The 14,083-nt window shown below is 70.4% G+C and carries 13 protein-coding genes; 12 read left to right on the forward strand and 1 reads right to left on the reverse strand.

The features are described from left to right. The 7 genes from D0C15_RS03480 (at position 1) to D0C15_RS03510 (ending at position 7,329) form a co-directional block, all read left to right on the forward strand. Positions 1 to 948: a threonine ammonia-lyase gene (locus D0C15_RS03480; RefSeq protein ID WP_116040864.1), complete on the forward strand. Its 948-nt coding sequence runs from the start codon at positions 1 to 3 to the stop codon at positions 946 to 948. Between the two features lie 53 nt (positions 949 to 1,001). Next, positions 1,002 to 1,676, forward strand: a complete 675-nt coding sequence (locus D0C15_RS03485; protein ID WP_245975539.1) for a TetR/AcrR family transcriptional regulator — start codon at positions 1,002 to 1,004, stop codon at positions 1,674 to 1,676. 46 nt (positions 1,677 to 1,722) lie between these two features. Beyond that, on the forward strand, positions 1,723 to 3,291 hold the full coding sequence (locus D0C15_RS03490) for an ArnT family glycosyltransferase (protein WP_162829884.1): 1,569 nt from the start codon (positions 1,723 to 1,725) through the stop codon (positions 3,289 to 3,291). Positions 3,292 to 3,310: 19 nt separating this feature from the next. Continuing rightward, complete coding sequence (locus tag D0C15_RS03495; protein ID WP_116040866.1) at positions 3,311 to 3,847, forward strand: PH domain-containing protein; 537 nt, start codon at positions 3,311 to 3,313, stop codon at positions 3,845 to 3,847. 80 nt (positions 3,848 to 3,927) lie between these two features. Continuing rightward, positions 3,928 to 5,382 (forward strand): PH domain-containing protein, encoded by a 1,455-nt coding sequence (locus D0C15_RS03500; RefSeq protein ID WP_116040914.1) that lies wholly within the window; start codon positions 3,928 to 3,930, stop codon positions 5,380 to 5,382. Between the two features lie 62 nt (positions 5,383 to 5,444). Further along, a complete protein-coding gene (locus D0C15_RS03505) occupies positions 5,445 to 6,506 on the forward strand; it encodes an aminotransferase class V-fold PLP-dependent enzyme (RefSeq protein WP_116040867.1) in 1,062 nt (353 codons plus the stop codon). 37 nt (positions 6,507 to 6,543) lie between these two features. Continuing rightward, positions 6,544 to 7,329, forward strand: coding sequence for a hypothetical protein (locus tag D0C15_RS03510; RefSeq protein WP_245975541.1), 786 nt, complete (start codon positions 6,544 to 6,546; stop codon positions 7,327 to 7,329). A gap of 20 nt (positions 7,330 to 7,349) precedes the next feature. Here D0C15_RS03510 and D0C15_RS03515 read toward each other — a convergent pair whose 3' ends face one another. Further along, entirely contained in the window at positions 7,350 to 8,288 is a 939-nt protein-coding gene (locus D0C15_RS03515) for a ferritin-like domain-containing protein (RefSeq protein ID WP_116040868.1), read from the reverse strand. Positions 8,289 to 8,628: 340 nt separating this feature from the next. Here D0C15_RS03515 and rimP point away from each other — a divergent pair, with 340 nt between their 5' ends. The 5 genes from rimP to D0C15_RS03540 all read left to right on the forward strand — a co-directional run bounded on the left by rimP (position 8,629) and on the right by D0C15_RS03540 (position 14,079). After that, positions 8,629 to 9,159 carry a ribosome maturation factor RimP gene (gene rimP, locus D0C15_RS03520; protein WP_116040869.1) on the forward strand — a complete coding sequence of 177 codons (531 nt, stop codon included), beginning with the start codon at positions 8,629 to 8,631 and terminating at the stop codon, positions 9,157 to 9,159. Then, positions 9,156 to 10,205 carry a transcription termination factor NusA gene (nusA, locus tag D0C15_RS03525; RefSeq protein ID WP_116040870.1) on the forward strand — a complete coding sequence of 350 codons (1,050 nt, stop codon included), beginning with the start codon at positions 9,156 to 9,158 and terminating at the stop codon, positions 10,203 to 10,205. The genes rimP and nusA overlap by 4 nt, the downstream gene beginning before the upstream one ends. Before the next feature lie 23 nt (positions 10,206 to 10,228). Then, positions 10,229 to 10,522, forward strand: coding sequence for a YlxR family protein (locus D0C15_RS03530; protein ID WP_162829885.1), 294 nt, complete (start codon positions 10,229 to 10,231; stop codon positions 10,520 to 10,522). Between the two features lie 175 nt (positions 10,523 to 10,697). Next, positions 10,698 to 13,700, forward strand: a complete 3,003-nt coding sequence (gene infB / locus D0C15_RS03535) for a translation initiation factor IF-2 (protein WP_116040871.1) — start codon at positions 10,698 to 10,700, stop codon at positions 13,698 to 13,700. Positions 13,701 to 13,785: 85 nt separating this feature from the next. Further along, complete coding sequence (locus D0C15_RS03540) at positions 13,786 to 14,079, forward strand: DUF503 domain-containing protein (RefSeq protein WP_116040872.1); 294 nt, start codon at positions 13,786 to 13,788, stop codon at positions 14,077 to 14,079. Positions 14,080 to 14,083 lie beyond the last annotated feature (4 nt).

Here is a 14,083-nt window from a genome sequence, read left to right on the forward strand (position 1 = left end):
ATGTCCGCCTCTTCGACCATCCGGTCCGTGCGCCGCCCGGACCGCGCCGAGATCGACCGGGCGCGCGAGGTCGTCCGCGCCCACCTGCGCCCGACGCCGCTGCTGCCAGGGCGCGATATGACACTCAAACTGGAGTCGATGCAACCGACCGGCTCGTTCAAGGTGCGGGGTGCGTTCAACGCCGTATCGCGCACCCCCGAGGACGTCCCGATCGTCACGGCATCCGCGGGCAACCACGGTCTCGGTATCGCGTACGCGGCACGTCAACTGGGGCGCCGCGCGACCGTGGTGGTCGCGGAGAACGCGTCCCCGGTGAAGGTCGCCGCCCTGCGCGACAGCGGAGCCGAACTCGTACAGGTGGGCCACAGCTTCGACGACGCGGAGGCGCACGCGCTGGAACTGGCGGCGCGTGGAGCCCATTTCGTTTCGCCCTATAACGACCCGGATGTGATCGCCGGGCAGGCCACCCTCGGCCACGAACTGGAGTCCCTGCTCGACGAACCACTCACCGTGGTGTGCGGGGTCGGTGGCGGCGGCCTCGTTTCGGGAGTGGCGCTGTGGGCGGCCGCGCACCGGAACGTGCGGGTCGTCGGGGTCGAGGCAGAGGGATCCACGGCCATGGCGTCATCGGTGCGGGCAGGTGAGGTCGTGCGGATCGATATCGGCCGCACGATCGCCGATGGGATCGCGGGCAACCTCGAACCGGGCTCGGTCACCGTGGGCATGGTCGCCGACCTGGTCGATGATCTCGTCACCGTCAGCGAGGCCGATCTGCGGGCCGGCATCCGTTACCTGGCCACAGAGCGCGGCGTCGTCGCCGAGGGCGCGGGTGCCGCGGGCGCGGCTGGTGTGCTCGCGGGTGCCGTGCCGCGGCGCGGCAGGACTGTCGTGGTGGTGTCGGGCCGGAACATCGCGCTGCCCGCGCTCGCCGACGTGCTGGCGGAGTAGTACGCGGGCGGGACCAGCGGGGCGCGACCGGACGACGGCCTAAGCTGGCAGTTATGTCTGGCGTCCGAGGTGGAGTGAACGGTGAGCGGGGTGGCAGCCGCACCGGCCGTACCCAGGAAGAACGCAGCGCGGCGATGCGTCTGCGGTTGCTGGACGCCACCATCGACTGCCTCGTGGAGTACGGATACGCCGGAACCACGACAACCAAGGTGGCCGATCGCGCCGGGGTGACCAGGGGAGCGCAGGTACACCACTTCCCGACCAAGAACGATCTGGTGGTCTCCGCGATCAGGTACCTGGCCGCGCGGCGCACGGAACTGGCGTTCGGCGAGCTGGACCGGTTGCGCGAGTCGGCCGACCCGATCGGTGACGCACTGGATCTGCTGTGGGAGATGCACCAGGGGCCGGTCTTCTCGGCGACCGTGGAGCTGTGGGTGGCGTCCAGGACCGATCCGGAGTTGCGCGGTCACATGTCCGTCACCGAACCGGTCGCGACCGGCAGCCTGGTGGAGTTCGGCAAGGTGCTGCTGCCCGACCACGCGACCCACCCGGAGTTCCTGCACGCGGTCTACACCGCGATGGATGTGGTGCGCGGCATTCTCATCGCCAGCTGGGCCACCAAGGACAAGGCGGAACTCGACGCCCGCTGGGCACGGGCCAAGCGCCACCTGCGCATCCTGTTCGAATGCCTGATGGCGGAGGCGAACTCGACGGCCGCCCTCCCGTGACTTCCCGGTCAGGTGCGTCCTACGACGTGCTGACAGACTGTGGCGGGTGAGGGACGCACCAGTGGACTCGGCCACCCAGGAAGGGTCTGGGCCGGACACCTTGCCGGACACGCGGGACAGGCGCGATGCGGCGCCGGTGGGTGCGGCCGCGCTGCCCCCGCTGGCGAGAGGGCCCGTGTTCGCGGTCGCCGGTGCCGTTGCCGCCGTTCTGCTCGCCACCAGCGGCCGGATCGGCTACTTCGGTGACGAGCTCTATTTCCTCGCGGCAGGAAAGTTCCACCTGGACTGGGGCTACGCCGATCAGCCGTGGCTGCTCCCGCTGCTCGCCAGGGGGATGGACACGGTCCTGCCCGGCTCGGTGGCCGGACTGCGTCTGCCCGCCCTGGTGGTCACCGTGCTCGGAGTGGTCCTCACCGCACTCATCGCCAGAGAACTGGGCGGTGGACGCAGGGCACAGGTACTGGCCGCCGCGGCGTACGCGATCTCCCCGCAACTCCTTGGCTCCGGACACCTGCTCGCGACCTCCACGATCGACCCTTTCCTCTGGACGTTGACGACCTGGCTCGTCGTGCGCTGGGTCAGGACACGAGCCGACCGGCTGCTACTCGCCGCCGGTCTGGTGACCGCCGTCGCGATGCAGGGCAAGTTCCTGATCGTCTTCTTCTGGGTCGCCCTCGGCATCGTCGTGCTGGTGACCGGGCCCCGCGATCTCCTGCGCAGGCCCGCACTCTGGCTGGGCGCCGCCGTGACCGTGCTGGCGACGCTGCCCACGTTGTTCTGGCAGGCCCGCAACGGCTGGCCCTACCTGGACATGCAGGAGGTCGTGGCCGAACAGGTGAACCGTTTCATGGGCGGCCCGGTCGCCTTCGTCCCGCTCGCGGTGCTCTTCGCCGGGCTGCTGGTCGGCGCGTTTCTCGCCTGCCACGGTCTATGGCAACTACTGCGTGATCCCGGCCTTGCCCCTTACCGCTTTCTCGGCTGGACTGTCCTGCTGGTTACGGCGATCTTCGTCGTCACCGTCGGCCGGTACTACTACGTCGCGGGGTTGTACGGATTGCTGTTCGCGGCTTCCGCGGTGCGTATCGAGCGGGTCCGTCCCGCCCGGTGGTGGCGCTGGGTGCCGACCTGGCCGGTCTACGCACTGTCAGCGGTACTGGCGATCGTGGTCGCCCTGCCAGTACGCCCGGTCTCGACCGTCACCACCACGGACTTCGTCGCCAGCGGCAGTCTCGGCTGGCCGCAACTGGCGGACACGGTCGCGGCCGCGCATCGGGGCCTGCCGCCGCGGGTACGCGACGGCGCGGTCGTGGTCACCGAGAACTACTGGCAGGCCGCGGCGCTGGAGGTCTACGGCCAGGAGCGCGGGCTGCCGCCGGTCTACAGTCCGGAGCGCGGCTACTGGTACACCGGAAGACCACGGTCCGGCACCGAGGACGTGTTGTTCGTCGGCTCCGATCCCGAGTACCTCGCCCGGTACTTCGGTGAGGTGCGGCAGGTGGCGACAGTGCGGCTCGACGCCAAGCCGGACAATGTGAACCAGGGGGTGCCCGTCTGGCACTGCCGGTCCCCGGTACAGGCATGGCCGGGACTGTGGACCGCACTGCGCAGAATGTAGGACTGTCCTATAGGGACGAATGAAGGAGAAGGGGAACCCGGTGCCCGAATCGACGGTGGGGGACAGCACGGAGTTGCGGCTGCGGCCGCCGAGGAACAAAGTGGACAGCCGGGCCGTCCGGTGGTGGCTGGTCCAGACCGTGTTGCTGGTCGTCGTCCCCGTTCTCGTACTGACAGTGCTGGGTCTCCTGCTTCCCGGCGCACAGGTCGTGCTGTGGCTGTGCGCCGGTGGGCTCGCCGTGGCCGGACTACCGCTGGCGATCCTGTTGCCGTTCTGGTGGTACCGGGTGCACCGGTGGGAGGTGACCGAGAGCGCGGTCTACACCCGCACCGGCTTCTTCTGGCAGGAGTGGCGGGCGGTGCCGATGTCGCGCATCCAGACCGTCGACACCCAGCGCGGGCCGTTGGAGCAGGTTTTCGGCCTTGCGACGGTGATCGTCACCACGGCCTCGGCGAAAGGCGCGGTGCAGATTCAGGGGCTGGACCACCAGCTCGCCGGTGATCTGGCACAGCAGCTCACCGAGACTACCCAGGCCACCCCCGGGGATGCGACGTGAACACCGAAGTACCTGCCGAGGACGCGGCACAGGACTGGCGCAAGCTCGACCGGCGCACGGTCGTGGTGACCGCGCTGACGATGGCGGGAGTGGCCGTGGCGGCCGGGTTTCCCACGGGAGTCGCGGTATCGGGCGGGACCTCTGTCTGGACGGCCCTTGCCTGGATCGTGCCCGCGGCACTCCTGCTGATCGCCGGTGGTGCGCTGGTGGACGACATCCGCTGGCGGCGCACGAGATATCGGATCACCCCGGACCGGGTGCATCTGCACACCGGCATCCTGGTGCGCAACCGTCGTTCACTTGCCAGGCACCGGATCCGCAGCGTCGACATCGTCGGTAAGCCACTGTTGCGGATCTTCGGCCTGGTGCAGGTCAAGATCGGCACAGGCGAACGCGCTGGTGCGGGTGAGGGGTCCATCGACCTGCATCCGGTCACCCGCGCCGAAGCCGAGTGGCTGCGCCGCGAACTGCTCGACCGCGGCCCGGAGGGCGGTGCGGCCACGGCCGAGGACGGCCAGGCGCGCAACGGGTCACTGGCCGAGTTCGACATCGGCTGGATGCGCTTCGCCCCGATGTCGTTTCTGACGCCCGCGCTCGGACTGGCCGCGTTCGGCGCCGTCATGCAGGTCGCCGAGTGGTTCGGTCTGCAGGGCGGCGTGATCGACTGGACCACCGCGCTGATCCGCCAGCTCGCGCTCGCCATCGTGATCGGCGGACTGGTGCTGACGGCGATCGTGGTCGGCGTGGTCGGCTCGATCGCGCTGTTTCTCGAGATGTGGTGGGGATTCCGGCTCGAGCGTGAGCCGAGTGGCACCCTGCGGGTGCGCCGGGGCCTGCTCACCACTCGGTCGATCTCGCTGGAGGAGCGCCGGCTGCGGGGCGTGGACGTGGTCGAACCACTCGGGCACCGCCTGGTCGGTGCCGCGCGGGTGGACGCGATCGCGACCGGTCTCGTGCAGCAGAAGGAGAGCGAGAAGACCGACCACAAGACGCTGCTGCCGCCCGCACCCAGGGCGGAGGCCGACCGGGTCGCGGCGCTCGTGCTCCGCGAGCAGCGGGCACCGACGGCGGCGGTCGGGCTGCGCGTACATCCGATCGCGGCCAAATGGCGCAGGCTGCGCTGGGCTGTCCTGACCGCGCTGGTGCCGGTGCTCGTGCTGTTCGTACTCGGGCTGCTGTTCACCCCGGTGCTGTTGCACCTTGCCTGGATCAGCGCGCTTGTGCTGTTCCCGATCGCGGTGCTGCTCGGCCGCGACGCCTACCGCAATCTCGGCCACGGCCTCACCGGGGACTATCTCGTGACGCGCAGCGGAACCATCCGGCGCAGTACCGCGGCGCTGCAACGGCGGGGGATCGTCGGGTGGACGGCGTCCCAGACGATCTTCCAGCGCAGGGCTGGACTCATCACGCTGACCGCGACAACGGCGGCGGGCGGTGGTGCCTACTCGGCAAGGGACATCGGCCAGAGCGAGGGCCTGGCATTCGCCGAGGAAGCCGTGCCGGACCTCTTCGGGCCGTTCCTCGAGCGTGGCTGAACCCGCCGGGCGAGCGCGGCGGCGCGGGCGACCGGAGCTCCGCGCCCAATAGGGTCGGTTCCATGCGCACTGCCTTCGGAGCCCAGTTCGACGTGCCCACCGGCTATCTGAACACGCCCAGCATCGGCGTGCCCTCCAGCGAGATCGCCGGGACGGTCGCGGAGTCGGTAGGGCGGTGGGGAGCGGGAATGGACGATCCTCCCGACTTCGACGCGGCTGTCCGGACCGCGCGGGATGCCTTCGGCAGGCTGGTCGGCGTTCACGGTGAGCACGTCGCGACGGGCGCGACGGTCTCGCAGCTGGTGTCGATGGTCGCGGCGGGCCTGCCGGACGGAGCCAGTGTGCTCGCCGTACGCGGGGAGTTCACCAGCGTGACCTTCCCGTTCGCGGCCCTGCACTCGCGGGGCGTCACGGTCACCGAGGTGGAGCCGGCCGAACTGCTCACGCACGTCGCGGCGCACGACCTGGTGGCGGTGAGTGTGGTGCAGTCGGCCGACGGTGCCGTCGTTGATCTGGAGGCCCTGCGGGCCGAGGCCGCCGCGGCCGGGGTGCCCGTGCTGCTCGACGCCACCCAGGCCGCGGGCTGGCTGCCGCTGCGACTGGACTGGGCCGACTGGGTCGTGGGCGCAGGCTACAAGTGGCTGCTCGCACCGCGCGGTGCGGCCTGGCTGGCGGTGCGCCCGGACGCGCTCAGCAGGACAGCCCCGCTCGGGGCCAACTGGTATGCGGGTGCCGAGCCGTGGCAGAGCGTCTACGGCCTGCCCTTGCGGCTCGCCGACGGCGCTCGCAGGCTCGATCTCTCCCCGTCCTGGATCGCGCAGGTGGGCGCGGCGGTCGCGCTGCCGTACCTGGCGTCGCTGGACCCCGAGACCGTGCGCGCGCACTGCGTCGGGCTTGCCGACCTGTTGCTGCGCGGGCTCGGCCTGCCGCCGAAGGGCAGCGCCATAGTCTCGCTCGGCGCGGATGAACTCGGCGGAGCGGGCGGGGGCGACCTGAGCGGCACTGGCCAACGGCTGGCCGCCGCGGGGGTGCGGGCCAGTGTGCGAGCCGGACGGGTCAGGGTGGGTTTCCACCTGTACAACACGACCGAGGACGTCGAACTCGTACTGGATGCCATCTCCTGAACACCTGACCCCTGGGAGTCCAGTACGGTCACTGCCCGTGGCTGGAACGCAGTATTTCCCCAATCCGGGTGAACGCCGGGACAACGGCATGGCTGCCGCTGGTGGCCGGGACAGCCGGGACAGCATGGACAGCACCGCTCCGCTGCCCCGGGTGCCCGCGGGCCCACCCGCACCGCCACCGTATGGCGTTCCCTCCGGTCCGGCGGGTGCCGTCCCGGTCGCGCCACGGGGACCCGCCGGGCCGGATCGGCAACTACCCCGGCTCACACCGATCACGGCCGCGGCGCTCGTCGCGATCGCCCTGGTGTCCGGCCTGCTCTGGTGGGTCATCCGGCATGATTCGGGCGGCTCGGAGCCGGAGGCGGTCGCTCAGGACCCGTTGACCAGCGGACAGTTCCGGTACGAGGTCGTCGCCGGGCCGGAGAACACCACCGACTGTGCCGCCAACTCGTACGGAAAGGTCGAGGACTGGTTCGCCGAGCACTCCTGTGACGGCCTGTCGCGCGCGCTCTACGTGACCGAAACCGGTGGGCAGCGCGCACTGGTCTCGGTGGTCCAGGTGACCATGTCGACGCCCGAACTGGCCCAGCAGCTCAAGGTGATCACCGATACCGACAACACCGGCAACGTCAACGATCTGGTGCGCGACGGCACGGCGAACATCCCGGGCGCACCGGAGGTCGCCGGAGGCGAGTACGACTCGAAGGTCGACGGTGGCGAGGTCACGATCGTGGAGGCGCGGCTCTTCGACGACAGCAGCGACCGGGCGTTGCTCTCCCGGATCACCGAGGACGCACTGCGCCTCGGCGGTGTGGGCGGCTGATCGCCGGTGCGGCCCGCTGCTCAGGCCGCGGCGCCGGGGAGGGCCACGGCGGCGGGCTGCTCGTTCGCCTCGGCCCGCCAGCTGGTGCCCCTGGTCGCCGAGGCCAGCAGCGCGTGCGCGGCCATCGTCCGCAGGGGCGCGTCGTCGGTGCGGACCAGTACTCCGTGCCAGGCCCGCGCGGCGTCGGACTCGGCGACGGCGACCACCGCGACCGCGGAGGCCTGATCGGTCACGGGTGTCGCGGGCACGTATGCGGGTTCGGCCGGTTCCGGCGTCGCGCCCGCCGCGGTCAGTACGCGCTCGGCCGCGTCGCGCCGTTCCCGGTGTGCCGCGGCGCCCTCGTCCAGTCCCTTGGCGAAGTCGTCCGGCAGGAACGCGCTGACCAGACCGTAGATCCAGACCGCGGCGTGCTCGGCGGCCAGCGCCTGCTGCAGCGCGGTCGTCGCCTCCGGTTCCACGGTGCCGGTGGTGACCGGGTCAAGCGGGTCCGGCTGGCCCGCCCCGAGCTTCGGCGACAACTGCTGCACGGCAGCACATCCCGCGGCCACCGAGCCCAGCAGGCCCGCACGGTGCCGCGGCGCCTGCGGTAGCAACTCCAGGGCACTCTCGCGGGCGGCGGTCAGTCGCTGCTCCAGCGCCGGCAGGTCAGCCGCCTCGGCGGGCTGCGTGCCCTGCGGCTCGCCCTCGGCCGACGGCCGGTTGGCCCGTTGCACCTCACGGCGCAGGGCGCTCGCGTGCTCGGCGCGCACCTCGGCTACCCGCCCGGCCGCCGCACCTTCCGCGCCGCCGAGCCTGCCGGCGAGTGTGCGTGCCGCCTCGGCGTCGGCCTCGGCCTGTTCCAGCAGGGGAACCAGCGGGTCGGGGTCCTCGGGGTAGCCCGGGCCGCAGGCCGCGAGCGGGACAGCGAGGCCCGCGGTGAGCAGGGCGGCCCGCAGCACGTCACGCCGGGTGCGGGGCATCGGTCGATCTCTCCATCCAGCCGTCACATCGGCCCATCCTGCCAGGTGAGGTCCGGCCGCCGGCGCCCGCGCGCGACCGGCACCGGGTATCGCACTTTCCCGGGAAAGTGCGATATGGCGCGCGTGCAAGGACCGCGCTTTCCCGGGAAAGTGCGAGATCCGCGGGCTTGCGCCGACGTTCGGCCGGGCTTGCGCCGACCTTCGGCCGACCACCGGCGCTCGCGCAGACAGGCAAGATAAGCTGGACCATCACCAACCAGATGGCGGCAGGGACGCACGACCGGCAACATGTCGGCGGACGGACCGGCCACGTACCGCAGCCGAATAGGGGAGCATCACGGTGGCAGGAGAAGTCGCCAGCCGGCTGGAACCGATCGTGGCCGAGGCCGTCGCGGCCGCCGGTTTCGATCTCGACGGCCTCGACATCCAGCAGGCGGGCCGCCGCAAGCTGGTCAAGGTCGTGGTGGACGGCGACAACGGAGTCGGCCTGGACGAGGTGGCCGACATCAGTCGCGCCGTGTCGGCCGTGCTCGACGCGCACGACGAGCTGATCGCCGGGGCCTACACACTCGAGGTGACCTCGCCGGGTGTGGACCGGCCACTGGCCAAGCCAAGACACTGGCGTCGCGCCCGCTACCGGCTGGTCCGCGTCACCCCGGTGGAGGGCGCCGAGTTCGTCGGCAGAGCGGGGGACGCGGGCGAGAGCTCCGTCCGTCTGCTGGTCGACGGTTCGATCCGCGAGCTGCCCTACCGCGAGGTGGCCAAGGCCGTCATCGAGATCGAGTTCCGGCAGCCGCCGGTCGAGGAGCTCAAACTGCTGGACAACGACACACAGGACCAAAACGGGCGAAACCAGGAGGAGTCGAGGTGAACGTCGACATCGCGGCGCTGCGCGCGATCGAGCGGGACAAGGAGATCCCGTTCGACACGGTGCTCGATGCCATCGAGACCGCTCTGCTGACCGCCTACAAGCACACCGAGGGTCACCAGCCCCGGGCCAAGATCGACATCGATCGCAAGTCGGGCTATGTCCGGGTGCTGGCGCACACTCTGGACGAGAACGGCGAGATCGCCGAGGAGTGGGACGACACCCCGGAGGGGTTCGGCAGGATCGCCGCCACCACCGCCCGGCAGGTCATCCTGCAGCGCCTGCGCGATGCCGAGCACGAGCGCACCTACGGCGAGTACTCCGCCAAGGAGGGCGAGATCGTCGGCGGGGTGATCCAGCGGGACACCCGGGCGAACGCCAGGGGCGTGGTGGTCGTGCAGATCGGTGACACCGAGGGCGTGCTCATGTCCGGCGAGCAGGTACCCGGCGAGTCCTACGAGCACGGCAGCCGGATCAAGGCGTATGTGCTCGGCGTCTCCCGTGGCGCACGAGGCCCGCAGATCATGCTGTCCCGCAGCCATCCCAACCTCGTCCGGAAGCTGTTCGCGCTGGAGGTGCCGGAGATCGCCGACGGCACGGTGGAGATCACCGCCGTCGCGCGGGAAGCCGGTCACCGGTCCAAAATCGCCGTGCGGTCCACGATCTCGGGCGTCAACGCCAAGGGCGCCTGCATCGGTCCGGTCGGGGCCAGGGTCCGAAACGTGATGAGCGAGCTGGCCGGCGAGAAGATCGACATCATCGACTTCTCCGAGGACCCCGCACGCTTCGTCGGGAATGCGCTCTCGCCCGCGAAGGTTGTATCCGTACGCGTCGTCGACGAGCGGGCCAAGACCGCGCGAGTCGTGGTGCCGGACTTCCAGCTTTCGCTGGCGATCGGCAAAGAAGGCCAGAACGCCCGCCTCGCCGCCCGGCTCACCGGGTGGCGGATCGACATCCGCAGTGACGCCGCACCGGACGGTGAACCGGTGCAGACGGAGTCGCCCCACACCGACTCAGCACAGGCCGCGACAACCGGTTCGGCTGAGTGAGGGGTGACGGTCTAGACTTGTCGGTGGTTCAACGTCCGAAGCGGGCTGCCGTACGCCGCGAGCACGGAGAGTATCCGGTTCGCACCTGCGTGGGGTGCAAGCAACGGGCGCTGGCCGGCGAGCTGCTCCGAGTGGTCGCGGAGGACGGGCGAGTGGTCGTCGACGAGCGTCGACGGTTGCCGGGCCGGGGTGCATGGCTGCATCCCGATGCCGGGTGCCTGACCAAGGCTGAACGGCGGCGAGCGTTTCCCAGGGCCTTACGGACTACTGGGGTGCTCGACGTCTCGGCCGTGCGGCATCATCTCGAGCAGTCGTAACGAGGTATCGCCAGGCGATACGGGCAGTACGGATCCGGGAACTTCCCGGATCTGGTCGGAATCAAGGAAGCAGGTCGACCCGTCATGAGTCAGCCGTGAAGCTGAAGCCATGAACGCGCGACGATAGGACGAGGTCTGCGGGTCTAGCCGCCGGCCTCACCAGTTGAGGAGAGCAGTGGCAGGCAAGGCCCGCGTACACGAGCTTGCAAAAGAGCTCGGAGTAACGAGTAAGGACGTTCTCGCCAAGCTGAAAGAGCAGGGCGAGTTCGTGAAGTCGGCATCATCCACGGTCGAGGCACCCGTTGCCCGCCGCTTGCGTGATGCCTTCCCCGGTAAGGAATCCAAGCCAAGCAGGTCCGGTGGCAAGAAGCCGTCGGCACCCACATCCCAGGCGCCGCAGGCACCGGCGGAGTCCCAGTCGGCTCCGGCGGCTCCGGCAGCACCGTCGGCACCGTCGGCACCGAGCCCTTCGGCTCCGCCCGCACCGTCGGCCCCTTCGACCCCGCCTTCGGCCGACGCGCCGAAGCCCGGACAGTCGCAGGCCCGTCCCGCGGCGAAGCCCGGCCCCAAGCCAGGACCGCGTCCCGGTCCGGCAGCCCCCACTCCGCCGGCCCAGCCGGAGCCGGAGCAGGAGGCTCCCGCGGCCAAGGCGACTCCGCAGCAGGAGACTCCGCCCGCGCAGCAGGGTGGCTCCGGCGGCGCGGTCGTGCCGCCGAAGCCGCAGGGCCCGAAGCCCGCAGGCCCGAAGCCCGGCCCGCGTACCCCGCGGGTCGGCAACAACCCGTTCGGCGTCGGTGCGGGTTCGCCCCCGCAGCGTCCGGCCGCGCCGCGTCCCGGTGGCGGTCAGCAGGGTGGCGAGCGTGGCGGCAATGCCCGGCCAGGCGCAGAGCGTCCGGCAGCTGGTCCCCGTGGCGGCGGTAACGCGCCAAGCGGCAACCGGCCGACTCCCGGCAACATGCCGCCGAGGCCGAACCCGGGCATGATGCCCACCCGTCCGGCCCGTCCCGCGGGCGGACCCGGTGGCGGCCGTGGCGGACCCGGTGGTCCCCGTGGTGGTCCCGCGGGCGGTCCCGGTGGCGGCCGTGGCGGACCCGGTGGTCCCCGTGGTGGCGGCGGCGGTGCCGGTGGCGGTTTCCGCCCCGGTGGCGGTGGCCCTCCCGGTGGCGGCGGTGCCGGTGGCGGTTTCCGTCCCGGTGGCGGTGGCCCCCCCGGTGGTGGCGGCTTCCGTGGCCGCGGTGGCGGCGGTCGTGGCGCCACGGCAGGTGCCTTCGGTCGCGCCGGTGGCCCCTCGCGGAAGGGGCGCAAGTCGAAGCGGCAGAAGCGCCAGGAGTACATGGAGAACATGCAGGCGCCCAGCGTCGGCGGCGTTCGCCTGCCCAAGGGTGGCGGTGAGACGATCCGCCTGGCGCGGGGAGCCTCGCTGACCGACTTCGCCGACAAGATCGACGCCAACCCGGCAGCGCTGGTGCAGGTGTTGTTCCACCTCGGTGAGATGGTCACCGCGACCCAGTCGGTGTCCGACGACATTCTCGAGCTGCTCGGCTCGGAGATGAACTACCGCGTGCAGGTGGTCAGCCCCGAGGAGGAGGACCGCGAGCTGCTGGAGACCTTCGACCTCACCTACGGCGAGAACGCCGGTGACGAAGAGGACCTGCAGGTGCGGCCGCCGGTCGTGACCGTCATGGGTCACGTCGACCACGGTAAGACCCGCCTGCTGGACACCATCCGTAAGACGAAGGTGCTCGAGGGCGAGGCAGGTGGCATCACCCAGCACATCGGTGCCTACCAGATCGAGACCGACCTCGAGGGCAACTCGCGGCTGATCACCTTCATCGACACCCCTGGTCACGAGGCGTTCACCGCCATGCGTGCCCGTGGTGCGAACTCGACCGACATCGCGGTGATCGTGGTGGCGGCCGACGACGGTGTGATGCCGCAGACGGTGGAGGCGATCAACCACGCCCAGGCGGCCAAGGCGCCGATCGTGGTCGCGGTCAACAAGATCGACGTCGAGGGGGCCAACCCCGACAAGATCCGCCAGCAGCTCACCGAGTACAACCTGGTCGCCGAGGAGTACGGCGGCGACACGATGTTCGTCGAGATCTCGGCGAAGCAGGGTGTCAACATCGAGGGCCTGCTGGAAGCGATCCTGCTGACCGCCGATGCTGCCCTGGACCTGCGGGCGAACCCCGACATGGAGGCCCAGGGTGTGGCGATCGAGGCACACCTGGACCGCGGTCGCGGTCCGGTCGCCACGGTGCTGGTGCAGCGCGGCACGCTCCGGGTCGGTGACTCGGTGGTCGCGGGTGACGCCTACGGCCGCGTCCGGCGGATGGTTGACGAGCACAACGAGGACGTGACCGTGGCGACGCCGTCGCGGCCGGTTCAGGTCATCGGGTTCACCTCGGTGCCCGGTGCCGGTGACACGTTCCTGGTGGTGGACGAGGACCGGGTGGCACGGCAGATCGCCGAGCGCCGCCAGGCCCGGATCCGCAACGCCATGAACGCGGCCAAGCGCAAGCGCGTCAGCCTCGAGGACCTGGACTCCGCTCTCAAGGAGACCTCGACCCTCAACCTGATCGTCAAGGGTGACAACTCGGGTACCGTCGAGGCGCTCGAGGCATCCCTGGTGCAGCTGGAGGTCGGCGACGAGGTCGAGCTCAACATCGTGCACCGCGGCGTCGGTGGCGTGACCGAGAGCGACATCGACCTGGCGACCGCGTCCGACGCGATCGTGTTGGGCTTCAACGTGCGAGCACAGGGCAAGGCGACCGAGCGGGCCAACCGCGAGGGCGTCGACGTCCGGTACTACACGGTGATCTACCAGGCGATCGAGGAGATCGAGCAGGCCCTGAAGGGCATGCTCAAGCCGGAGTACGAAGAGGTCGAGCTCGGCAAGGCGGAGGTCCGCGAGGTCTTCAAGTCCTCCAAGATCGGCACCATCGCCGGTTGCCTCGTCACCTCCGGTCAGATCCGGCGCAATGCCAAGGCTCGTCTGCTCCGGGACAACGTGGTCGTCGCCGAGAACCTGCCCATCAACTCGCTGAAGCGGTTCAAGGACGACGCGGTGGAGGTCCGTGAGGGCTTCGAGTGTGGTCTCACGCTCGGTAGGTACAGCGACATCAAGGTCGACGATGTCATCGAGACCTACGAGCAGCGCGAGAAGCCACGCGTCTGACAGATATCGGTAGCGGCCGGGTGTCCACTTCGGGCACCCGGCCCACCCACCGGTACAGCACGAAATCACGCTCAGGTGAGGTTCCTTGTACGTCGGTGCTCTCGAACTCGACCTGCTTCTCGGCGACGTCCGGTCGCTGAAACAGAAGCGGTCGGCGGTGCGGCCACTGGTGGCCGAGATCCGGCGAAGGTTCGAGGTTTCCGTGGCCGAGGCAGGGCACCTCGATCTGCACCGGCGCGCCCTGATCGGAGTGGCGGTCGTCGCGGCGGACGCCACGCACGCGCGCGAGGTACTGCAGAACTGCGAGCGACTGGTGGCAGCCAGGCCTGACCTGGAGCTGCTGTCCGCCCGGCATCGGTTACTCGGGCCGGACGACTAACTCA

The sequence above is a fragment of the Amycolatopsis palatopharyngis genome, from assembly GCF_003385185.1.
Classification (GTDB): domain Bacteria; phylum Actinomycetota; class Actinomycetes; order Mycobacteriales; family Pseudonocardiaceae; genus Amycolatopsis; species Amycolatopsis palatopharyngis.

Bases quoted from the DNA above. Each gene is read 5' to 3' on its own strand.
- D0C15_RS03480 (WP_116040864.1), top strand. From the start codon at position 1: ATGTCCGCCTCTTCGACCATCCGGTCCGTGCGCCGCCCGGACCGCGCC.
- D0C15_RS03485 (WP_245975539.1), top strand. From the start codon at position 1,002: ATGTCTGGCGTCCGAGGTGGAGTGAACGGTGAGCGGGGTGGCAGCCGC.
- D0C15_RS03495 (WP_116040866.1), top strand. From the start codon at position 3,311: ATGAAGGAGAAGGGGAACCCGGTGCCCGAATCGACGGTGGGGGACAGC.
- D0C15_RS03500 (WP_116040914.1), top strand. From the start codon at position 3,928: ATGGCGGGAGTGGCCGTGGCGGCCGGGTTTCCCACGGGAGTCGCGGTA.
- D0C15_RS03505 (WP_116040867.1), top strand. From the start codon at position 5,445: ATGCGCACTGCCTTCGGAGCCCAGTTCGACGTGCCCACCGGCTATCTG.
- D0C15_RS03515 (WP_116040868.1), bottom strand. From the start codon at position 8,288: ATGCCCCGCACCCGGCGTGACGTGCTGCGGGCCGCCCTGCTCACCGCG.